Source organism: Maritimibacter sp. 55A14 (assembly GCF_003122205.1).
Lineage (GTDB): Bacteria > Pseudomonadota > Alphaproteobacteria > Rhodobacterales > Rhodobacteraceae > QEYE01.
On the sequence record NZ_QEYE01000016.1, the window covers coordinates 20,100 to 42,226 of the forward strand.

Below are 22,127 nucleotides of genomic sequence, written 5' to 3' on the forward strand. Positions count from 1 at the left end.
CGGACGCAAATACAGTCTGGTGGCCAAGGGTGATCGAATGATCGGGCTGCAACTTTGCCTGTCCGGACTGGAACCCTGGGGAGACTGATCGTGAAGAGTCCACTTCTGTTGAAACTTGTTCCACCGATCGTCCTCGGCGTGAGCGCCGCCGCATGGCTTATCTCGACGGCCGAACCTCCAGCGCGGATTGAACAATCCGAGCGCAGCGTCGTCGCGCGCACCATGACGGCAGAGACGACCCGAGTGCGAACGGTCGTGCGTGGCTACGGAAATGTGCACGCGGCCCGCAACTGGGAAGCGGTTGCCGAGGTTGCCGGAGCTGTCGTCTGGCGTCACCCCGATCTGGATACCGGCAATATCGTCACCGAAGGCACCAAGGTCCTGCAGATCGACCCGACAGCATATGATCTGGCTGTCGCTCAGGCCGAGGCCGATCTGGCCGCATTGGAAGCGGACGCCGCGCAATTAACCGTCGACGAGGCGAACACCGACCGTCTTCTGGAACTGGAAAAGGACCGGCTGAAGCTGGCCGAGATCGAATTGGCGCGGATCCGCGACCTGGCCGAGCGCGGAGTTGCGGCTCAGTCGGCGCTCGATGTCCAGGAACGCACGACATTGCAGGTGCGACGTGGCGTGGAAGAACTGCGCAATGCTCACGCTCTGATCCCCTCCCGCCGCGCCCGGCTCGACGCGCAGGTGGCGCGGACGAGCACCATTCTGGCCCGCGCAAAGCGTGACCTAAACAAGACCGATATCGTGGCGCCGTTCGATCTTCGGGTCAGCAAAGTGCATGTCGAAAGGCACCAGTATGTGGGTGCCGGTCAGCCCCTGGTTGCTGCCGACGACATTGCTCGGGTCGAGATCACGGCACAGATCCCGGTGGACTCGTTCCGCCGCCTGCTGAGCGGCACAATGAAAAGCGGCCCAATGACGCTTTCGGATCTTTCCGACCGGTTCGCCAAGGTTTCCGCCGAGGTGCGGCTCGTCTCAGACCCATCCCAGACCTGGACCGGCCGACTGGTACGGGTGGAAAGCGCGCTCGATCCGCAGGCCCGGTCGGTGCCCGCTGTCGTCGCTGTAGATGATCCCTATGCCGGGGTGAACCCTCCGCTGCGCCTACCGCTGGTGCCCAACATGTATGTGGAAGTCATACTTACCGGGCCCGAAGGTCGCGCGCGCGTCACTCTGCCCGATAGTGCTATCCATGAGGGCGATATCGTTTATCTTCGAAACGTTGAAGGCCGTCTCGAATTGCGGGAGGTGTCGGTCGACTGGCGGCAGTCGGGAATGGCGGTGCTGGATGATGGCGTCGCGGCTGGAGAAGACATCATCCTTGACGATCTGATGCCGGCGATCCCGGGCATGATCGTCGAACCAGCGGAGGTATCGGAATGATCCGCTGGTTCGCCGGGCATCCCACTGCCGCCAATCTGTTGCTTGTGCTCATATTCGCGGCCGGCCTCATGGCCGCGCCGACGCTGAAACGCGAGACTTTCCCTGATTTCCGCCCTGTCGAGGCGGAAATCAGCGTTATCTATCGCGGCGCCACGGCGGAAGAGGTCGAGGACGCCATCTGTCGGCGTATCTGGGATGCGGTCGAAAGCGTCGAGAATTTGGAGGAATTGACCTGCACCGCGCAGGGTGGCGTTGCGCGGGCCATCGCCACAATGGCCCCGTCCGGCGACAGTGCCAGATTCGTGAATGATCTGCGCACCGAGGTGACGGCGATCGACGATTTTCCCGACCAGGCTGACCCGGCGATCGTGCGCGAGCTTCACCGAACCGACAATGTCACCTCAGTCGCGGTGGCGGGCAATCTGCCCGCAGCGCATTTGGAACGCTATGCCGCGGATCTTCAGGATAAATTGTCGACCCTGCCGGGGGTCGCGAGAGTATCGATCTCCGGCTTCGGAACACGGCAATTCCGCATCACCGTCCCTCGCGCAGTGTTGGAACAGCACAACCTGACCGTAACAAAACTTGCCGCAACAATTGGTGCGCAGAGCATTGACCGGCCGCTCGGCACGCTTGAAACCGCCGACCGCGAGATCAGCCTTCGCTTCACAGACGAGCGGCGCAGCGCAGCCGGCCTCGCCAGCCTGGTGGTGTTGTCCCGGCCGAACGGTGCCGAACTGACGTTGGGGCAGTTCGCGACCATTTCCGAGCACTACGCGCCGGAGGAGGAACGCGCCTTCCTAGACGGACAGCGCGCGGTCTTCCTGCAGGTGGATAAGGCGCTCGGGGCTGATGCGCTTAAAGTATTTGACCACGTGGCAGAACTCGTGGCTGTCGAGCGCGTAGCCTTGCCGGACACGCTCAGGCTGGAAATCGTCAAGGACATGACCAGCATCGTGCGCGACCGGCTGACGATGCTGGTGGAAAACGGTGTGCTGGGGCTGATCCTGGTCGTCGCGGTGATGAGCGTTTTCTTCCGGCCCGGCTTCGCGATCTGGGCTGCAATGGGCCTGCCAGTGGCCTTCATGGGCGCGTTCGCCGCGATGGCGCTGCAGGGCCTGTCGCTGAACATGATGACGCTGGTGGCTTTGTTGATGGCGATCGGGATCGTGATGGACGATTCAATCGTTATTTCCGATGCCATCGCAGAGGCCGCGGCGGGCGGTGCCTCGCGCACAGAGGCAGCGGTGAAAGGCACATTGGCGGTGATGCCGGGGGTGCTGTCCTCCTTTGCCACCACCATCGCGGTCTTCGGCCCGCTCGCCTTTCTTGCGGGCGAATTGGGCGCCATCCTCGAAGTCGTTCCGATGGTGCTGATCGCGGCATTGGCGGCAAGCCTGGCTGAAGCGTTCTGGGTGCTGCCGCATCACCTGAGCCACGGGCTGAAAGGGGCGGAAAAGCCGCCGTCGCGGTTCCGTGCGGGATTCGATGCACGTTTCGAACGGTTTCGCGAGAAGCGGATTGGCGCCATGGCCGACATGGCAATCCGGCGAAGATACCTCGTCACCGGCGCGACGATCGCGGCACTGATCGTCACCGTGGGGCTTCTGGGTGGCGGTTATCTCAAGCGCGAGGCGATCCCGGCCATCGACGGAGACGTGCTGGAGGCACGCATACTCATGCCGCAAGGCACGCCATTTGCGCGCACCTCAGAGGTGGCCGACCGGGTGAGCGCCGCATTGGGCCGGGTGGATTCCGTATTTGCGCCCGATCAGCCGGACGGCGCGGCGCTGGTGAAGTCCGTCCAGACGCGCTTCAACTACAATGCCACCGCCGGCGAATCCGGCCCGCATGTCGCCACGATCAGCGCCGATCTGCTGGGCGCTGAGACACGGACCGTCACACTGGACGAAATCGTGACGCTTTGGCGCGAAGAAATCGGCGATGTCCCCGGTGCCCTCGCGATCCTTCTGACGGAACCGAGCATCGGGCCGCAGGGGATCGCCATTGAGATCCGGCTGTCGGCACCGGATCTGGAGGAATTGGCCAGGGCCGCCAATCGCCTACTGGCCGAGGTCCAAACCTATGCCGGGGTGCTCAATGTCACCCACGACCTGCGCCCCGGCAAGCCGGAACTGCGGCTGCGCCTCGCCGAGGGTGCGACCGGGCTGGGACTGACCGCGCGGGATGTGGCCGATCAGATCGGCGCCGCCTATCTGGGCCGCGTGATCACGACCGTGCAGCAAGGTGACATCGCGCATGAGATCGAACTTGAGCAAGCCGCGGAAGATCGCGACTCGCACGACGATCTGCGCGATTTCACCATCACCCTGCCGGACGGCCACACAGTACCGCTCTCGACCGTGGCGCTCTTCGACGAGGCGCGAGGCTGGTCCGCCATCACCCATATCGATGGGCAGCGTACCGTGACGGTGCAGGCCGATGTCGACACGCGCATCGGTAATGCGGACGCAATCGTATCTGAAATGTCAAATAGCTTCCTTCCGCAGCTTGCGGCTGAATTCCCCGGCCTCGGTTTCGAGGTTGCCGGACAGAGCGCCAATTCTGCGGAAACCGTCGTTTCGATCCTGCGCGGTTTCCTGATTGGGCTGGTCGGCATCTATGTGGTGCTGTCGTTCCAGTTCCGCAGCTATGTGGAACCCGTGATCGTCATGATGTCGATCCCGCTGGCCTTCATCGGCGTGGTGCTGGGGCACCTGATCATGGGCTACAACATTTCGATGCCGTCGCTAATCGGCGCCGCATCGCTGGCCGGCATCGTCGTCAACAACGCAATCCTCCTGGTGCAGGTCATCAAGTCTCGCACCGCCGAGGGCATGGATCTGGCCCGTGCCGCAGGTCAGGCCAGCCGCGCCCGCTTTCGCCCTATTCTGATGTCGGTCTCGACCACGATGATGGGGCTTGTGCCGCTGCTGCTTGAGACCAGCACACAGGCCCAGACGCTGAAGCCGCTGGTGATCTCGGTCGTCTTCGGCTTGTTCTCCGCCACCATCCTTGTCCTGATCGTCCTACCCGCGTTTTACGCCATGCTCGGCGATCTTGGGCTGGCGCGGGCGAAGGGCGGCCCAAATCCGAACGCTTCAGACGAGAAAGAGGCTACTTCTCCATGATCGAGACACCCCCAGGCCGCCGCCCGCACGTCTTTCCGAAAGGGCCGTTTCGAGGATTGAACACGCGCGCCACCATTGCGGCCACGGGTCTGGTCGGGCTTTGGGTCATACTCGGAACGCTACGGCCGGATCTGGTCGCAGTTGTCCTGTCCGATGTCCGTTCGGCAACCGGGCCCACGCTCGGATGGTACTATGTGCTGCTCGTCACGGTCATCCTGGCCATCGTCCTCTGGCTCGGTCTCGGCCGCTACAGGAACGTGCGCCTGGGTGCAGATGACGAGCGGCCTGAATTCGGAATGGTATCATGGATCGCCATGCTTTTCGCGGCCGGAACTGGTGTTGGGCTGCTCTTTTGGAGCATCGCCGAACCTATCAGCCATTTCCAGGGCAATCCGTTCAGCGACAAGCCCAAAACACCAGCGGCGGCGGTGGACGCTGCGCGGCTGACATTGTTCCACTGGGGCCTACACGGTTGGGCCATCTTTGCTCTGATGGGCGCCATGCTGGCCTATTTCAGCTATCGCGGAAACCTGCCGCTGACGACGCGCTCTGCTCTCTATCCTCTGATCGGCAAACGCATCTACGGTTGGCGCGGGGATCTGGTGGATACCTTCGCCGTCGTCAGTACAGTCTTTGGGATCGCCACGACGCTCGGGCTCGGAGCGGCGCAGATGAATGCTGGCCTCCACTGGCTGACCGGCATCGACATTTCGATCGGCCGTCAGTTGACGATCATACTGTTTGTAACAGCTTTGGCGATCTTATCGGTCGTTTCCGGAGTGCGCCGCGGCGTGCGCTGGCTAAGTATCGGGAACATGTGGCTCGGTGTCGGATTGCTGATGTTCTTTATGATCGTCGGGCCAACGAGTTGGCTTCTGCGTTTCATAATCCAGAGCGCGGGGAGCTATGGGCAACACCTCATAGAGATGAGCTTCTGGACCAATGTCACCGGCGCGTCCGACTGGCAACAATCCTGGACTGTGTTCTATTGGGGCTGGTGGCTTTCGTGGACGCCTTTCGTCGGAATGTTCATCGCGCGGATTTCGCGCGGGCGCACCTTGCGCGAGTTCGTCTTCGCCGTACTTCTGGTACCGACCTTGTTCAGCCTGATCTGGATCGGCGCTCTTGGCGGCACAGCATTGCACAGTGAACTCTATGGGATCGGAGGGATATCAGATGCCGTGACCCGCGACGTGACCCTGGCGCTCTACGAAACCATCGATGTCATCGCTACGCCAGGCCTTTCCACCGCCGCGGCCATTATTGCAACAGTTCTGATCGCAACATTTTTCGTCACATCGGCGGATTCGGGCATTCTCGTGATCACTACTATTCTCTCGCTCGGAAAAACTGACCCGCCGGTCACCCCCAGGATTGTCTGGGGGGTGGGCATTGGTGCCTTAACGGCCGTCTTGTTGGCGGGCGGCGGCGTGGCCACGCTGCAGTCAGCAGTCGTGATCGCAGGCTTACCATTCTCGTTTGTCATTATGGCTATGGTAATCGGGTTCTTGAGAGCCCTCCGAAACGAGCCTCAAGCTCCGCGCGATCCCGCAAAAACCCACCTGCCCGCCGAGCCATGGACAGGCATCGATTCGAAGCAGGATGGAGAACGTGATGTCGGTTGAAGCAAATTGCAAACTGCATGGACGTTTAGCAGATGGGTCTTCTTCAAGGAAGCCATCTGGAGCCGGGCGTAAAACGGGGCGGTGCTCAGCCAGGAGCCGGGGTTGCCCGCTGCCGCAATACCTGAAAATCGGGCTCTTGTCTTCCGCCATTCTGATTGCTCTCTGCGTGCGGAGCGACGCCCAAAAATCACTTTCGGCGGCTGAAATCGAAAATCGGATTGTCGGCCACTATTTCCAGGGAAGAAAGGGCATCCTGTCGGTTTCGTTGCACTATGGCACCGATGGGACGGTCACCATGCGCGCGCCGCTTGGCACGGGAACAGGCCGCTGGGCGCTGTCGGGCGACCGACTTTGCGTCAAACTGGAAACCGGGCCGCGGAAGGCGGATGAGTGCCTGGCATTCGCAAGCCAACCGGATGGAACCTATCGCGCCTCCAATGGCATGCGGTTGATTCCGGTGGAGTGAGTTGCTTGCTACCGATCAGTTGAGAAACTGGACCCATCGTGATGTCGCGCCCAAACGGTCGGGTGGTCAAATTGGCACCCGGCACCATCCCGAAGAATGGCAATCAGATTTCTTCGTTAGTCTGGTGATCGACCTGTTTTCCGTCAGCGTAGGGTTGAACTCTATGCGCGCATTCGAATAGCGCGCGTTCCAGATCTTTGGCGATAAGCTCGGTGCGAGATAGGATATAGTTGGCGGTTTCCGCCGTTGGATCTGTCTGCTCAAGGGTGGCACGAAAAATCTCCAGCCACCGGGTGGAATCCTGCCTTTGGAGATCGCGCAGGTTTCGATGTGCCGCGACCAGATCGCCGAAATAGACGTCCCTATGCAAAGCGATCGAAGACCAGAAGGCCGTTATCCACTCGACTTGCCGATCTTCATCGTCCTCCGCCCCCACCGCACGTATCCGTGCGAGCCGCTTGTCTGCACGAACGCGAGCCGCGATGAACTTGGCATCCGTCGTAGATAATCCTCGTCGATCCCCAACACCTCGGCTGCCTACCTCAGTTGGGCACGCGTTTTCGAAAAGTATTTGTGCTCGACAGTGAACAAGCCGGGCATATCGCGCCTCCTTCGCGATTCAACCGACGCCTGCTGCTATTCCGGGGCGGTGCTAATGACCTCGTTCTCCCTGTCATCAGCACCGCCCTCCCGACCCGCAGAAGATTGGGGGAACGTCCCCGGGATCGCAGCTCTTCTATTCAGCAAGCAGCGGAAAGCGATCCGTCGCATAGCGTGCGTGGCAGGCAGTGCAGGCCTCGACCATTCGGCCGAATTCTGCATGTTGCGCATCGCGGTCACCATCGCGTCCGGCTTGTGCGAGGTCGGCCGAAAGCGCGTGGAAGGCGCGGTCCCGCGCCACGAAATCCTCTGGCACGGCCGCCATCAGATTCTGCTTGTCTTCAGACGTCATGGATTGCTGTAGGATGAAACTATCGTGGATCTGCTGCGCCAGTCCCGCAACGCGCGCGTCGTCTCCGGCGATCAGCGCCGAGAAAATATCCTTGCTGGCCTGCTCGATCGACAGCATCTCCTGACGCAGCAAATTGCGCAGCTTCGGCGTCAGATCCCGGGAAACCGGACCCGCCTCCTGTCCTGTCGTCGGTAGCCCGGCTACCAACCCGAGCGCCATTGCCAACGTGGAGACTACGAGCGGGAACTTCCTCGACTTTCCATAGCTTCGCATCTTGTGAACCCTCCTTGTTGTGCGTGGCTGTTTCAGGGATGTTCGTTTCGCGGCTCTGGAGCGAGCCCGTCCGGATCGCGGATAGCGAGGCCGACAACGACGCCCCAGACGACGGTTCGCAGGCTCATTGCCCAGACCGTCCGCATCTCATAAGCGCCGCCAAGGAGAACATGGACCGCGAAGGCGATCATCACCAGGACCGTGGCGGCAAGAATTGTGGTCGAAAGCCCAACCGCCCAGATTTTCCGCAACATGAGGCCGATACCCGCCGCGACATAGGCGAATCCGGCCAGAAAGTTGAACCATAGAACAAAGGGGACCACATCGCCGACCGCTGCGCGCGACTCTGGGCCGCCGAAAAGCACGCGGCCGCCCGATAAAACCGTCAGAACGCCGAAGAGCGCGACAATGACCGCTGCAATCAGGATATCCCATCGTCTGTTTTGCATGTTCCCTATTCCTGTTCTTCGTTCTTTTGAGCGTCTGCCGACGCATTATTCCTGAAACACATAGGTTCCCGGCGCGTCTTCGAACCGCGGCTGGTCCTTGCGGCCCATCGGGAGTGGCGGCAAGGTCATGTCGCCCGAGCGCGCGGCCAGCCATTCAGCCCAGGCCGGCCACCACGACCCCTCCCTCTCGGGCGTCTCGTCCAGCCACGTATCGGCATCCATGTGCAAATTCTCGGCTGTGCGGTGTCTCACCCGATAGGTTCGGTGCGGGTGGCCCGGCTCGGAGACAATCCCGGCATTGTGCCCGCCGCTGGTCAGCGCGAAGGTCACATCGGTGTCGCCCAGCATGTCGATCTTGAAAGCAGAGCGCCACGGCGCGACATGGTCTTTCAACGTGCCCACGGCAAAGATCGGCACCCGGATGTCCGAGACGTGTATCGGGCGGCCCGCAACCTTCAGCCTGCCCTCGGCGAGATCGTTATTGAGATAGAGCTTGCGCAGATATTCCGAATGCATCCGGTAGGGCATCCGTGTCGCGTCGGCATTCCAGGCCATCAGGTCGTTCATCGGGGCACGTTCACCCAGCAGGTATTCACGCACCATCCGCGACCAGATCAGGTCGTTTGACCGTAGCATCTGGAAGGCGCCAGCCATCTGCGTGGTGTCGAGGTAGCCCTGCCGCCACATCACACTGTCGAGGAACGCGAGCTGGCTTTCGTTGATGAAGAGCGCCAACTCGCCCGGCTCGGTGAAATCGACCTGGCTGGCCAGCAGCGACAGCGAGGCCAGCCGGTCGTCACCATCGCGCGCCAACGCTGCGGCGGCGATCGACAACAGAGTGCCGCCGAGGCAGTAGCCGACGGCCTGGACCTTCTGATCCGGAACGATCTCGTTGATGGCATCCAGCGCCGCCATCACCCCCAGCTGACGATAATCATCGAGTGTCAGGTCGCGGTCGCCTTCGTCGGGGTTCTTCCACGAGATCATGAAGACCGTGTGGCCCTGCTCGACCAAATAGCGCACCATCGAGTTTTGCGGCGAGAGGTCGAGGATATAGTATTTCATGATCCAGGCCGGAACGATCAGGATCGGCTCAGGTCGGACCTTGTCCGTGAGTGGTGTGTATTGGATGAGCTCGATCAACCGGTTGCGGTAAACGATGCTGCCTTTCGTCACCGCGACGTCCCGGCCTGGCTGGAAGGAGACGGCACCTTTGAGCGTCGCTCCCGCCATACTGTCCTGCATGTCTTGCAGGTAGTTCTGCAAACCTCGGATCAAGTTGAGACCGCTGGTCTCCTGTGTCTTCTTCAGAACTTCGGGGTTGGTCCAGAGGAAGTTTGAAGGGGAAAACACGTCAAGCGCCTGGCGCGTTAGGAACTGCAATTCACGTTCATGCCGGGCTGTAACCCCAGGCACATCGGTGACGACGTTGTGCCACCATTGCTGTTGCAACAGAGAACCCTGCTGAATCAGGTTGAAGGGCAGCATTCGCCAAGCGTCACCGCGAAAGCGGTCATCCTGCGGCAACGGATTGATGCAGGGCGCCACCGCCTTGTTTGAACCGGCACTCGCCACTGCGTGGCGCATGTGCCGGACGATCTTCTCACTGGCCTTTTCCGCGAGTTCCAGCCGCTTTCCCGGCGCCGCGACAACATGCGTCGCCCAGTCGAACCACGCATTCGTCAAAGCCGCGGGCGACAACCCGTGTGTGAAACGTGACAGCCAGACCTGCGCCGCATGGTTGAGCGCTTCGTGAAGAGTACCCGGCGCATCCGGGCAATCGTCGGTGGCTGCGGCCGTTGTCGTCATGGCATCCTGCCTACGTTCAAACTCTGGTTCCAACCCAATGCGACCGCCGCACTCAGGCGCCGCTCGCTCGGAATCTCGCTCCCCTTGCGTGTACGCAGCTTCACTACTTGATCCGAGACTTGCGGCTCCATTGATCCTCCCTGAAGCCCGGCTGGCCATTGCGAGACGTTGGTTAATGGCGCCAGTGGGCAATATCGAATCAAGATAGTAATTGATTACTATATATATTCAAGCCATGATGCGTGACAAGGAAGGCAATCACCACGATTAATTAAGGAGACTGCCGCATGCTTACCGGCAAGACCAACATCGTGATGGGGATCGTTTCTCTGGCGCTCTTCATTCTCTACGGGTTCGTCCTGATCTTCCTGCGCGATTTCACGCCGGGAAGGGAACACTGGATCGTGGACTATGCGGTAGGTAAGCATTTCGAAACCCGGCTTGCGCACGTTCACGGCAACCTGTTCGCGCTCATTAATATCGCGGTCGGACTGGTGCTTTTGCGCCTTCCGGCGTCGCGGGGCGCAGCCTGGATGTCCGGGTTGGCATTGCTCGGGCTGCTGATGCCTTCGGGGATTCTGGCCAAGATGCTGCTCGGCGCGCCGCCGATCTTGGTCATGTTCTGGGGGATTTCCATGGTCGCCGCCATGACATGGGCGGCTGCAGACGTATGGAAAACGGAGATTTTCCAATGACGAAGACAAGAACGAAGAAAATCCCGGCGGAAGAGCGCCGGAACATCACCGTGGAAGCGGTCATCGATCTGGCCGGGTCATCCAATCCGGACAGCATCACGACGGCGGCCATCGCCAAGCACATGAAGCTGACACAAGGCGCGATCTTTCGTCATTTTCCAAACAAGGACGCGATCTGGAAAGCGGTCATGAATTGGGTGGCCAAGAACCTCATGGCCCGGATCGATCACGCTGCCCAGGATATCGCATCACCCAAGGGAAAGATGGAGGCGATGTTTCTCGCCCACATCGCCTTCGTTGCCGATCACCCGGGCGCGCCAAGAATGCTGTTCGGAGAACTTCAGGGCGCTCGACAGACACCGGCCAAGCGCCTCGCGCAGAGCATGATGAAACAATACGCGGCACGCCTGCGCGACATGATTGCGAGTGGCAAGGAGTGCGGCGAATTGCGCAATGATCTCGATGTCGAAGCGGCGGCCACGCTTTTCATCGGCACCGTCCAGGGGCTCGTGATGCAATCCCTGATCGCGGGCGACATGGGCAAAATGCGTGCCGATGCGCCGCGGGTTTTCGCCATTTATCTGCACGGCATTTCAAAGGCCCGTGACACCGGGGAGCAGGAGTGAGATGACGGCGAGGATCAGCTTTCTGGGCGCCGCGCGCGAAGTGATCGGCTCCTGCTACCTGATCGAAGCAGGCGAAGTCCGGTTTCTGGTTGCTTGTGGCATGTTTCAAGGCGGGCGCGAAGCCCCCGCCCGCAATCGAAAACCCTTCGATTTCAAACCGAAATCAGTTGATTTCGTTCTGCTGACACATGCGCATACCGACCACAGCGGCCTTCTCCCAACGCTAACCAAAGCAGGTTTCAAGGCAGCACCCCGTCATACATTCGTCGTGCATGGCGAGGGAGCCGCGGCAATGGTACTCGCTGAAGCACTTCGGACCAAAAAGGGCTGGACGGTGACCGTTCCCAAACCCTGTGCAAGTTACAGTCCGGGCCCACGGCCATGACCATTGATAGGACAAGGGACAAGGTAGGGACCGATCATATCCTGCACGGTCCCGCATATCGGTTGGCGCACGAGGATCCAGACTTTCTGGTCGAGGACGATCTGCGTCCGGCGCGACTGCAACTCGCACTGATCAAGCCGGAGCGCACGCTGCGCAACCATGCGATCCACTCGATGGTGGTTGTATTTGGCAGTGCCAGTATCATTCCGCCCGAGGTGGCAGAAACACAGTTGAATATAGCCTGGGCGCGCCACCGCGGCGGCCCAACATCCGAACACCAACTTCTGGAAGCCGAACGCTGGGTTCATTGGGCGCGCTACTATGTGGAGGCACGGCGCTTTTCCGAATTCGTCTCGCGGCAATTTCAACGGGAAGGGCGCCGGGATTTCCTCGTGACCGAAGGAATGATCGCTTCGCAGGATCGTGACCTCTTCCGTTTTGTCGAAACAGCAGATCAGGCCGTGTCGATCCTGAAGAATTTCTATGGCGGTCAACCTCCAGATGAGCCGGTGCATGTCCGAGGGCACGACATGAAGGGAGCCAAATAGGGATGTCACGCAAAATCTCCATCGCTCTTGTGCTCGCCGTGCTTGCAGCATTTGTGGGTTATGCTTTGTGGACGGTTTTCCTCGCGCCGAGCGCATTACCGCCCGAGGGGTTCGCGCGGGGCAACGGTCGGGTCGAAGCCGATCTTATCGATGTTTCGACCCGTCTATCGGGACGTGTGGCCACAATTGCGGTGCAGGAGGGTGATCTAGTCGCAGCAGGCGACGTTCTTGCCGTCATGGACACCTCCGAACTTGAAGCACAAAAGGCGCGCGCGCAGGCGGCGGTGGCTAGCGCAAAGGCCGCGGTGGCCGTGGCCCAGGCGGGCGTGACCAAGGCTGAGGCCAGCCTCGCACTCGCGCAAAGTGAACTCGACCGCGCCGAAGAGTTGAGCGGGCGCGATGTCATCTCGCGAGCAAACTACGACATTCGTCACGCCGAAGCGCAGGTTGCTGAGGCGAGCCTCGCCGCCGCACAGGCAGAAACCCGCGCCAAAGAAAGTGCAGTCGACGCGGAGATGGCGAGCCTCCGCGAGACAGAAGCGCGGATTGACGACAGCACGCTCCACGCATCCGGGGCGGGTCGCATCCTCTACCGTCTGGCCCAGCCCGGCGAGGTTCTAGGCGGCGGCGGCAAGGTGCTGACGCTCGTGAGCCTCGGCAATGTCTACATGGAATTCTTCCTACCGGCGACTGCGGCGCCGCGCGTCAGGCTGGGTGACGAGGCGCGCATCGTCGTTGATGTCATGCCTAATGTCGCCCTCCCCGCCACGGTGAGCTTTGTTGCGCCCCAAGCGCAGTTCACGCCCAAGCAGGTCGAAACCATCGAAGAACGCGAAAGCCTGATGTTCCGGGTCCGCGTCCGCATTCCACAGCAGTTGGTCGAAGCCCGCCTCGCCCAAGTCAAGACCGGAGTGCGCGGTGTTGCCTGGGTGCGTTTGGTCAAGCCCGATGGTGGCGTACCAGATTGGCCCGAAGGGCTGACGCCGCCCGTGGTAGCGGTCCTGCCCGCGCCTATGACGGTTGACGGCGAAACCAACGCCGGGACCGGGCAGTGACCGGCCCGGAGACCCTCGGCCCCGTCGCTTCTCTCGAGACAGTGAGCCATCGCTACGGAAAGGTCACCGCCCTGGGCGAGGTGACGCTGAGCATCCCGATGGGGTACATGGTGGGACTAATCGGGCCGGACGGCGTGGGCAAATCGACTTTGATGGGGCTCATTGCGGGGGCCAAGCGGCTACAGACCGGTCGTATCGAGACGCTGAGCGGTGACATATCCCGAGCCCGTATACGTACAGAGATGGGACGGCGCATCGCCTTCATGCCGCAAGGTCTGGGCAAGAACCTCTATCACGACCTGAGCATCCGTGAGAATCTCGAATTCTTCGGCAAGCTCTTCGGCCAGGGCCGGACCGAGCGTGCCACGCGCATCGACCGCCTGACACGCGCGACCGGTCTCGCGCCGTTTCTCGACCGCCCGGCGGGAAAGCTCTCAGGCGGCATGAAGCAGAAGTTGGGACTGTGCGCCGCACTGATTCACGATCCCGATTTCCTGTTGCTCGATGAGCCGACGACCGGTGTCGATCCACTGTCGCGGCGCCAGTTCTGGGACCTGATCGCCGCGATCCGCAGGGACCGCCCGGAGATGAGCATTCTGGTCTCGACCGCTTACATGGAGGAAGCCGAGGAATTCGAACATCTGATCGCCATGAACGATGGCAGGGTGCTGGCCGAAGCGAGCCCAAGCGACATGATGGCGCAAACCGGAACCGCCACTGTCGGCTCCGCCTATGTCGCGCTGCTGGGCGGCAATGTGTCGGAGCAGAATGAAGCGCATGTCCCACAGGCCAAGACCAACACCGCCACCGATGAGCCTCCCGCGATCCGGGCAAGCGGCCTGACCAAGCGCTTCGACAGCTTCACCGCCGTCGATGCAGTCAGCTTCGAGATCCGGCGCGGCGAGATATTCGGCTTTCTTGGCTCGAACGGCTGCGGCAAGACCACGACGATGAAGATGTTGACCGGGCTCTTACCCGCCACCGAAGGAGAGGCGTGGATCTTCGGCCGGCCTGTCGATGCGCAGAACCTCGAGTCCCGCCGCCGGGTCGGGTTCATGTCGCAATCCTTTTCGCTCTACAGCGAGTTGACGGTTCACGAGAATCTCCTGCTGCATGCCCGCCTCTTTCATCTTGGTCCTGACCTGACCAAAGAAAGCATGGCCGATCTGGTGCCTCGTTTCGGGCTTGATCCTTACCTCGATCAAGTCGCCGCCGCACTGCCGCTCGGGGTCCGCCAGCGTCTGTCGCTGGCCGTGGCGGTCATCCACGCACCCGACATCCTGATCCTCGACGAGCCAACTTCGGGCGTCGACCCGCAGGCGCGCGATGCGTTCTGGGACATGCTGCTCGATCTCGCGCGCAAGGACGGGGTGACGATCTTCATCTCGACGCATTTCATGGATGAGGGGATGCGCTGCGACCGAATCTCGCTGATGCATGCCGGCAAGGTTTTGGTGACGGGCGCACCGCAGAAGATCATCGAAGACCGTGGTGCTGAAACGCTCGAGGATGCCTTCGTCGGCCACATGCTGGACGCGATGCCGCCCGAAATATCCTATGGCGATGCCATGCTGACGGCCGAAACAACGCCACTCACGACGTACCCCGCCTCCCGTTTCAGTCTCGGGCGGCTTTTCGCCTTCACGACACGCGAAGCGATGCAGGTCCGCCGCGACCCGGTGCGGCTTGTCTTTTCGTTCGTCGGAAGCGCGGTGCTGCTTTTGATCATGTCATTCGGGATCTCGCAGGAGGTTCGCGAAATTCCCTTCGCCGCCTTCGATCAGGACAATAGCCCGGAGAGCCGCGCCTACCTGTCGGGGTTCGAGCAATCCGAGTGGTTCCTCCAACGCCCCGCTATCGGCAGCGCGGAGGAACTCGAACGTCGCACGGCCAGCGGAGAGCTTGCGTTGGCTCTCCAGATCCCGCCCGGTTTTGGCCGGTCGGTGCGGCGTGGTAAGACAGCCGAGATCGCTGCGCTGATCGATGGCACTGACACCAGCCGCGCGGGAACGGTGGAAAGCTATGTCGAAGGCGCGCATTCCCATATTCTGACCACGGGCGCGCAGTCGGCGCTGGCTCTGACCGGACTTGGTGCTTCGGCCGGACCGAACCAGGCCTTGCCCGCGCAATTGGAGCCGCGGTTTCACTACAATCCGGCGATGGAGAGCCTGCCCGCCGTCGGCCCCTCGATCCCACCACTTCTGCTGCTGCTCTTCCCGGCAGTCCTGATGGCAGTGAGCGTGGCGCGGGAAAAGGAGATCGGAACGATCACAAATTTCTATGTCACCCCCACCAGCCGCGCCGAATTCCTGATCGGGAAACAACTTGTCTATGTCGCCATCACGCTTCTGAACTTCGTGATCCTGACAGTACTGGTGGTCACGGTTCTGGACGTGCCGCTCAAGGGCAGCCCGGCGGCCCTGGTCATGGGCGCGTTGCTTTATTCCGTCGCCGCCACGGGCTATGGCCTTCTGGTTTCAATGATGGCGAGCACACAGGTCACCGCCGTTTTCGCAGCGGCGATCCTGTCCGTGATGCCGACGCTGCAGTTCTCGGGCATGATTACGCCGGTCTCTTCGCTGGAAGGACCTGCGCGCATCCTCGGCACATTCTGGCCCACGACATGGTACATGGAGCTGAGCGTTGGCACCTTCACCAAGGGGCTGGGCCTGTCGGACCTCTCCAGCCACCTCTTGCGCCTTGCCTCTTTCGGACCTGTTCTGACCGCACTCGCAATCCTTCTTCTGAAGAAGCAGGAGAGGTAGCGATGCGCTGCCTTTCCAATATCTTCTGGCTTGCCGGAAAGGAGTTGAAGAGCGTCCTGGGCGATCCCGTGATGGTTGTGCTGATCCTGTGGTCGTTCATCGTCGCCGTGATCCTCGAAGCAAGCGGGGCCGGCGACACGGTTTACAATGCCGCCATCGCCATCGTCGACGAGGATGGCTCCACTCTCACCCGGCAGATCGCGGATGCGCTCGACCCGCCCTGGTTCCAGCCGCCGCTTATGTTTGGTGCCGACGAGGCCGCGGCGGCGATGGACAGGGGCCGGATCATGTTTACCCTCGGCTTCCCACCGGGTTTCGAGGCCGATGTGATCTCTGGACTGATGCCCACGGCCCAACTTCAGGTCGACGCGACTGCCGTCAGCCAAGCGCAACTTGGAACCGACTACATCTCCAATATTATGGTCTCGGAAACGCGCACCTTCCTGACCGGCAATCCTGACGCGCCCGACCCCGCCGTAGCGCTGGAACTGCGCCGGGCCTTCAATCCGAACGGTGATCCGATCTGGTTCAAATCCGTTTCATCGCTTTTGAACCAGCTGTCGCTGCTGACCATCGTGCTGACCGGTGCGGCAATGCTGCGCGAACGCGAGCAAGGCACGATCGAGCATCTCATGGTGATGCCGCTGACACCGTGGGAGATCGCGCTTTCGAAAGTGCTGGCCAATGTGGTCGTTGTGCTTGCAGCGTTTACGCTATCGCTTCTTTTCGTGGTTCAGGGATTGCTTCAAGTGCCGATGCAGGGGTCGTTGGCGCTCCTCCTGGCCGGCACCGCGGTCTATCTTGCGGCCGCGGCGGCCATCGGCATGTTCCTGGGTACAATGGCACGCAGCATGGCGCAGTTCGCGCTGCTGGTCATCATGGTGATCATCCCGATCATCATGCTCTCCGGCGGAATGGGCGCGATCGAAAGCCAGCCCGACATCACTCAGAAGATGACAATGGCGTTGCCGTCACGTCATTTTCTGACCTTCGCCAAGGCGGTAGTGTTCCGCGGCGCGGGAGTGGACACCGTCTGGGTGCAGCTGGCGCTCATGGGCGGGCTGGGGTTGGCCTTCTTTGCTGCGAGCCTCGCGCTATTTCGCCGGTCTATGAGCCTGGTTAGGTGAGCACATTCCGCCCGATTTCGAAGAACCCGTGAGAAGGGTAATCCCAGAGCAATCAGCCTTGGCGGCTCCTTCCCGCCCTCTCCGCTAAGGAATGGGAGCAAAAACTGACTTGTAAGGAGATTTCACTTCAGGGTCAGGGTTCATAACCAGAACAGGACGGCGGCAGCGAGAGCGCATGCGGACAAGAAGACCTTCAGGCATCCGCACACTGGCGTCGGCCAGCATCGTGATCCAAGCTGATCCGATGATCTGGCTGCCTAGGTCGGTGTTCACGATCTCGAGCGAGCTAAACTTGGTGATGGCGTCTCTCAGCGCCTCGACACGGAAGTTGGCATGCATCGTGTTGGATAGTCGCTAGTGTTCTGAGTCTGACGCTTGCTACCTGTTTCCCCGGATTTCGTCGAGTTTGTCCAGCGCGCGGCGTTCGCGCGTGAGAATATCGTCGGCAGTCTTGGTCCAGATTAAGGGCTTCGGTTTCGCGTTATGCTGCAGCAGGTAGTCGTAGATGGTGGCCTCCAAGTCATCGACGCTGGAGTAGCTGCCGCGACGGATGCGCCTGGACGTGATCTCGGCGAAGAAGCGCTCGACGAGGTTCAGCCACGACGCACTGGTTGGCGTGAAGTGCAGCTTGAAGCGTGGGTGTTTTTCCAGCCAGGTTTTGACGTCGGGCGTCTTGTGCGTGGCGTAGTTGTCGAGAACCAGGTGCACGTCGCGAGGATTTCTGACGGCCCGGTCTATGCGGCGCAGGAAGGTAAGGAACTCCTTGGCCCGGTGGCGCGGCAGACATTCTCCGATGACCAGCCCGGACTTGACGTCGAGCGCGGCGAACAGCGTGGTCGTGCCGTGGCGCTTGTAATCGTGGGTCATGGTGGCCGCGCGACCCTTCTTGAGCGGCAATCCCGGCTGGGACCGGTCAAGCGCCTGAATTTGCGACTTCTCATCGACGCACAGCACCACGGCCCGCTCTGGCGGATCGAGGTAGAGCCCGACGATATCGGAGACCTTCTCCTCGAACATCGGATCGTTCGAGACCTTGAACCCGCGCGTCAGATGCGGCTTCAACCCCGCCTCGGCCCAGATGCGCCCCACGCTCGACGGCGAGATGCCCACGGCCTCGGCCATCGCGGAGCGGCTCCAGTGCGTGGCATTGGGCGGCGTCTCCTGCACGGTCCTGGCGATCACCTTCAGACGCGTTTCCCGGGCCAGCGGCGGCACCCGCGACGGCCGGGTCTTGTCGCGTTTCAGCCCGTCCAGGCCCTCGTCGAGATACCGCTCCTGCCAACGCCAGACCGTGGGCTTCGACGTTGTCGCACGCCGCATGATCTCGTTGGTGCCATGGCCGTCCGCCGTCGCCAGAACGATCTCGGCCCGCCAGACGAGCTTGCGTGGGGTGTTGCGGTCAGTGACCAGGGCTTCGAGCCGCGCACGGTCACCGGGGTTCAGGTACAAGCAGATGTCATCACGTCTCATGTCCAGAGCATGACACATCTGAACCGGAACGGGAATCTTCCGTCAGGTGGCGAACACTAGCTCAGCACTTTCCTTGTGGCCCAATCCATGAACGCCACCAGATACAGAAAGCCGCGTTCAATTGGGATGAAGGTGATGTCCGCATACCAAACTTCGTTCGGCCGGTCGATCACCATCTTCCTCAGCAGATAAAGATAGATCGGGTGCTGTGGATGCAGTTGGCTGTTCAAGCAATGGCGCCAGCGCTCTTCTGCGCTGGCGCATATCGGAGAGTAATAACACTGCGTCCAGAAATAAGCGGGCCCGCCACGATAGACGGAAATGGGCTCGGCTAATCCGGTTTATTCGGCATGATGTGTGAGGCCTTGGTCGAGAGAAATATCTCCTCTACAAAACCAACAAACTCCAGTTCGGCGCTCGCCCGCGCACGGGCAGCGGCCACCTCTTCATACGTTTCCGGTTTCCCGGCTGCCATCTGGGATGCCTTTACCAAGTGAAACTTTTCCTGAATCGCGTGACGCACCTCCTCGACGAGCAACTCTTCCAGCGCATCCGTCGCACCGGACTCGAGTGCCCGCTCGGCGGCCGGAATTGCGGGGCCGAAATCCATATCCGCGGTTTTCAGCCCGGTGTATGGGGCCCCTTCGCCGTCACGATGCAGACGGACCGCCGTCTCTATAAAGAAGCGATCGGCCAGTTCCTGTGCTACACCACCCTTAGCGCGCACTGCACGTGATTTCGCGAAAGCCGCTTGCACCTCTGCTTCTGCTGTCACCGGAACATACCGCAAAACCAAATTGACGTTTCCGGTTTGCAGGGAGTTTCCGGCGGCAGTTGCCACGGGACCCCCGAGGGAATCGCAATGGGCTTGCGCCTTGGGGGCAATTAGAAAGAGCCCACTCATGAGGGCAGCAACAATGAGCATCGTCTTCATCTTGGTTCTCCATCGTTATTGCCGGATCAGTTTCCGGCCTGCTGTTCAAGATGACGACAGCTACGCGATGTTTCTGCGACTTAGGTCGCATAAGGAATTTTTTTCGATTTGGTTGACCAGAAGAGCTCAGTGACCCGGACCGTGGTTAGCGCATGGCGCTGACGTCAGACACGCCGACAAGTTGTCGATCCGGCACCAGAAGTTGATGCAGGACAAGGCGACCGGAAGCTTTGTCTATTACTTTCACAATCGCATGGAGGAGGCACATGGTGAATCTGAATGCCATTGGTGACATCGTTCGGAAGGTCCCCTACTTTGACAATCTGGACGACACTGCTTTGGTTAATCTTACGCGGCGGGTACGGGCGCGCAGCTATTCTCCGGGAGAGGCAATCCTAATCGAGGGTTTGGCCTGTGAAGGGCTTTCATTCGTAATCAGCGGACATGTGCGAGTATATCGCTCAACGCCGGACGGGCGCGAACAGGTCCTAAGAGTCGTGGGACCAGGACGAACATTCAACGACGCGGCGGCGCTTGACGAGGGGCTCAGCGCCGAGAGTGCAATGGCTCTCGGTCCGGTTACGGTCGGTCTGATACCGAGCGCCACACTCCGAGTCCTGTTCCGACAGCACCCAGAGGTCCCCTTAGCAGCAACCCGCCTCATGGCAACGCGTCAGCGCGCACTCGCTCATATGGTCGAAGCTCTGGCGATGCGAGACATCACTGCACGGGTTGCACGGCTGCTCCTTGGCTGCGTGGGTCAGCATGAGGACATGGTCGAAGGCGCACCAGATGCCTGCGCCAGAATCACACAGCAAGAGATTGCGACAATGATTGGATCAGTACGCGAGGTCGTCCAGAGAGCCTTGAAAAAGTTGGAGAAAGCCGGTGCGATCGAAGTCGAACGCACGCGAATTCGCGTCGTGGACATGAACGCGCTGGAACGATTCAGTGAGGCGCCTTCGGATTGAATGAAAGCCTTGGGGCGAATGTCGGATTGTGGGCGGGCTGAGTGCGCGACGATAATTGCCGACCAAGGCAACCAGTTGACGTCCATAGACTTAATAACGGCGCTAAAGTGCACCGAGAACCAGATCAGCATGGATGCCAAGGGGACTTGGCGTTATTACGTCTTTGTCGAGCACCTGTGACGGACCATCCAATATGAGGAAGCCTACCTGTGCGCCTATGACAGCGTGACTGCCGCCCGCGAAAGTCCCGGCCGGTATCTTGCGTTCTACAACACAAGGAGACCGTATTCATCGCTGGACGGGCAGACGCCGGATCAAGCATATCTCAATACGCCCCGGTCAATCTCGGTCGCGGCATAACCGGTCGGGGAATCCACCTACCAAACGGCTCGATACTGTTCGAACAAACCGAACCACCTCTCCGTATTCTCCGAGGGGAAATCCTGTGTCAGGTTACTCCCACGCCATCCTTACCGTAGTGCGTTAGGGCAAGAAGCGCATTAATGTCAGTTATCTCCATTCGATCGCGCGTAACTCGCACACCATACTCGGACAGCTGTGCCAATGCGCGTGAGAGGCTCTCAGGCTGCATCCCGAGATACGCGGCCAAAGTCGTCTTGTCATATGGAAGCGTGACAAACGTTTTGCCCTTCCGTGTCCGCGCATGAGTCTGCAGGAAATTTGCGAGCCGCTCGATAGCCTTCCGGGATTTAAGTGCCTCGATCTGATCATACAACTGATCGTTGACATCGAATAGGTGATGGAGGAGCGCCTTACCAAACTCGGGGTCCGCTTCAAGCGTTTCGCGCATTATTTGCGCCGGAAAGACAAGCACCTTGCTTGGCGAGACTGCGCTGGCGTGATGGCGATATCGCCCATTGCGCATTCCTTCGTCGACCCCAAGGGTTTCCCCTTGCCTCTGCATCCGGATCACCGCCTCGTCCCCGGAGTGCCGGACACGATAGAGTTTGACCCATCCAGTCAGGATCACGAAACACCTGTCGGCGGGCATTTCGTGCGAATAGAGTGTTCGTCCGCGCTCGTATTCGACAATTCTGGCATGAGGGACCAGTTTGCTTCGGCCAATCAGGCCAATGCGAGATAGGACAGGACAACGGTCCACCGCAGCAGATAGATCTGGGTTCATCAAATTGCTCGACTCTGCTCGCGCAAAATTGCACCTCAAAAGTATCTATGGTTTCGGCGCGGGCTCAAGGGAATATACGGGTCATCTTAGTTGAGTTGGGCGTGACACTAGGTTTATATGCACCCGCATATGAATGCGCCTGGTTGTACCGCGACACGATCGACCGCGCGGCGCTGGCGGAATTCCTTTCGCTTCCCGGTCTGCCCAAGACTTGGCCGCGGATGGCCGAAACTCGACGCGCCCGCGGGTTCGTGTAGGATTAGCGACCCCAGTTCAAAACTCCGGAAGAAAGGTTCATGCCATC

General features: G+C 60.5%; 20 protein-coding genes and 2 pseudogenes. 14 read left to right on the forward strand and 8 right to left on the reverse strand.

Going from position 1 to position 22,127, the window contains the following annotated elements; genetic code table 11:
* The first annotated feature begins 90 nt into the window (after positions 1 to 90).
* From DDZ14_RS13665 to DDZ14_RS19420, 4 genes are read left to right on the forward strand one after another with little or no spacing between them, the layout of a single operon-like run.
* Positions 91 to 1,395, forward strand: coding sequence for an efflux RND transporter periplasmic adaptor subunit (locus DDZ14_RS13665; RefSeq protein ID WP_146193146.1), 1,305 nt, complete (start codon positions 91 to 93; stop codon positions 1,393 to 1,395).
* Entirely contained in the window at positions 1,392 to 4,526 is a 3,135-nt protein-coding gene (locus DDZ14_RS13670; protein WP_109425543.1) for an efflux RND transporter permease subunit, read from the forward strand. The genes DDZ14_RS13665 and DDZ14_RS13670 overlap by 4 nt, the downstream gene beginning before the upstream one ends.
* The gene (locus DDZ14_RS13675) at positions 4,523 to 6,151 is read left to right on the forward strand and encodes a BCCT family transporter (protein ID WP_109425544.1); all 1,629 of its coding nucleotides are present in this window, start codon (positions 4,523 to 4,525) and stop codon (positions 6,149 to 6,151) included. Before DDZ14_RS13670 ends, DDZ14_RS13675 begins: the two co-directional genes overlap by 4 nt.
* Complete coding sequence (locus DDZ14_RS19420; protein WP_146193147.1) at positions 6,141 to 6,617, forward strand: hypothetical protein; 477 nt, start codon at positions 6,141 to 6,143, stop codon at positions 6,615 to 6,617. The genes DDZ14_RS13675 and DDZ14_RS19420 overlap by 11 nt, the downstream gene beginning before the upstream one ends.
* Before the next feature lie 103 nt (positions 6,618 to 6,720).
* Here the strand turns inward: DDZ14_RS19420 and DDZ14_RS13685 are convergent, their stop codons facing one another.
* The 4 genes from DDZ14_RS13685 to DDZ14_RS13700 all read right to left on the reverse strand — a co-directional run bounded on the left by DDZ14_RS13685 (position 6,721) and on the right by DDZ14_RS13700 (position 10,100).
* Entirely contained in the window at positions 6,721 to 7,053 is a 333-nt protein-coding gene (locus tag DDZ14_RS13685) for a hypothetical protein (protein ID WP_109425546.1), read from the reverse strand.
* A gap of 300 nt (positions 7,054 to 7,353) precedes the next feature.
* A complete protein-coding gene (locus tag DDZ14_RS13690; protein WP_109425547.1) occupies positions 7,354 to 7,842 on the reverse strand; it encodes a cytochrome c in 489 nt (162 codons plus the stop codon).
* Between the two features lie 32 nt (positions 7,843 to 7,874).
* Positions 7,875 to 8,291, reverse strand: coding sequence for a hypothetical protein (locus DDZ14_RS13695; RefSeq protein ID WP_109425548.1), 417 nt, complete (start codon positions 8,289 to 8,291; stop codon positions 7,875 to 7,877).
* 45 nt (positions 8,292 to 8,336) lie between these two features.
* Complete coding sequence (locus DDZ14_RS13700) at positions 8,337 to 10,100, reverse strand: alpha/beta hydrolase (RefSeq protein WP_109425549.1); 1,764 nt, start codon at positions 10,098 to 10,100, stop codon at positions 8,337 to 8,339.
* 287 nt (positions 10,101 to 10,387) lie between these two features.
* Here DDZ14_RS13700 and DDZ14_RS13705 point away from each other — a divergent pair, with 287 nt between their 5' ends.
* The 7 genes from DDZ14_RS13705 to DDZ14_RS13735 are packed head-to-tail and all read left to right on the forward strand — an operon-like array spanning position 10,388 to position 17,301.
* Positions 10,388 to 10,795 (forward strand): hypothetical protein, encoded by a 408-nt coding sequence (locus tag DDZ14_RS13705; protein WP_109425550.1) that lies wholly within the window; start codon positions 10,388 to 10,390, stop codon positions 10,793 to 10,795.
* Positions 10,792 to 11,421, forward strand: coding sequence for a TetR/AcrR family transcriptional regulator (locus DDZ14_RS13710; protein WP_109425551.1), 630 nt, complete (start codon positions 10,792 to 10,794; stop codon positions 11,419 to 11,421). Before DDZ14_RS13705 ends, DDZ14_RS13710 begins: the two co-directional genes overlap by 4 nt.
* Before the next feature lies 1 nt (position 11,422).
* Complete coding sequence (locus tag DDZ14_RS19425; RefSeq protein WP_146193148.1) at positions 11,423 to 11,806, forward strand: MBL fold metallo-hydrolase; 384 nt, start codon at positions 11,423 to 11,425, stop codon at positions 11,804 to 11,806.
* Positions 11,803 to 12,354, forward strand: coding sequence for a hypothetical protein (locus DDZ14_RS13720; RefSeq protein ID WP_109425552.1), 552 nt, complete (start codon positions 11,803 to 11,805; stop codon positions 12,352 to 12,354). Before DDZ14_RS19425 ends, DDZ14_RS13720 begins: the two co-directional genes overlap by 4 nt.
* 2 nt (positions 12,355 to 12,356) lie before the next feature.
* Positions 12,357 to 13,409 carry an HlyD family secretion protein gene (locus DDZ14_RS13725; protein WP_109425553.1) on the forward strand — a complete coding sequence of 351 codons (1,053 nt, stop codon included), beginning with the start codon at positions 12,357 to 12,359 and terminating at the stop codon, positions 13,407 to 13,409.
* Positions 13,406 to 16,174, forward strand: coding sequence for a ribosome-associated ATPase/putative transporter RbbA (rbbA, locus tag DDZ14_RS13730; protein WP_109425554.1), 2,769 nt, complete (start codon positions 13,406 to 13,408; stop codon positions 16,172 to 16,174). The genes DDZ14_RS13725 and rbbA overlap by 4 nt, the downstream gene beginning before the upstream one ends.
* Before the next feature lie 2 nt (positions 16,175 to 16,176).
* On the forward strand, positions 16,177 to 17,301 hold the full coding sequence (locus tag DDZ14_RS13735; RefSeq protein ID WP_109425555.1) for an ABC transporter permease: 1,125 nt from the start codon (positions 16,177 to 16,179) through the stop codon (positions 17,299 to 17,301).
* A 378-nt stretch (positions 17,302 to 17,679) separates the two neighbouring features.
* Here DDZ14_RS13735 and DDZ14_RS13745 read toward each other — a convergent pair whose 3' ends face one another.
* From DDZ14_RS13745 to DDZ14_RS13755, 3 genes and pseudogenes are all read right to left on the reverse strand, one after another.
* Positions 17,680 to 18,771, reverse strand: coding sequence for an IS630 family transposase (locus DDZ14_RS13745; protein ID WP_109425557.1), 1,092 nt, complete (start codon positions 18,769 to 18,771; stop codon positions 17,680 to 17,682).
* Between the two features lie 59 nt (positions 18,772 to 18,830).
* Positions 18,831 to 18,986 (reverse strand): annotated as a pseudogene (locus DDZ14_RS13750) (IS3 family transposase); the annotation flags it as partial.
* Between the two features lie 116 nt (positions 18,987 to 19,102).
* Positions 19,103 to 19,705, reverse strand: a complete 603-nt coding sequence (locus tag DDZ14_RS13755) for a DUF6448 family protein (protein ID WP_199221346.1) — start codon at positions 19,703 to 19,705, stop codon at positions 19,103 to 19,105.
* Between the two features lie 266 nt (positions 19,706 to 19,971).
* On the opposite strand from DDZ14_RS13755, the gene DDZ14_RS13760 reads away from it, so the two are divergent.
* Both DDZ14_RS13760 and DDZ14_RS13765 read left to right on the forward strand, forming a co-directional pair.
* Entirely contained in the window at positions 19,972 to 20,676 is a 705-nt protein-coding gene (locus DDZ14_RS13760; protein WP_109425558.1) for a Crp/Fnr family transcriptional regulator, read from the forward strand.
* Between the two features lie 60 nt (positions 20,677 to 20,736).
* Positions 20,737 to 21,036 (forward strand): annotated as a pseudogene (locus DDZ14_RS13765) (integrase core domain-containing protein); the annotation flags it as partial.
* Between the two features lie 88 nt (positions 21,037 to 21,124).
* On the opposite strand, the gene DDZ14_RS13770 reads toward DDZ14_RS13765, so the two are convergent.
* Complete coding sequence (locus DDZ14_RS13770) at positions 21,125 to 21,823, reverse strand: Crp/Fnr family transcriptional regulator (RefSeq protein ID WP_109425559.1); 699 nt, start codon at positions 21,821 to 21,823, stop codon at positions 21,125 to 21,127.
* Positions 21,824 to 21,870: 47 nt separating this feature from the next.
* On the opposite strand from DDZ14_RS13770, the gene DDZ14_RS20265 reads away from it, so the two are divergent.
* Positions 21,871 to 22,080: a 3-alpha domain-containing protein gene (locus DDZ14_RS20265; RefSeq protein WP_109425560.1), complete on the forward strand. Its 210-nt coding sequence runs from the start codon at positions 21,871 to 21,873 to the stop codon at positions 22,078 to 22,080.
* Positions 22,081 to 22,127: the final 47 nt, after the last annotated feature.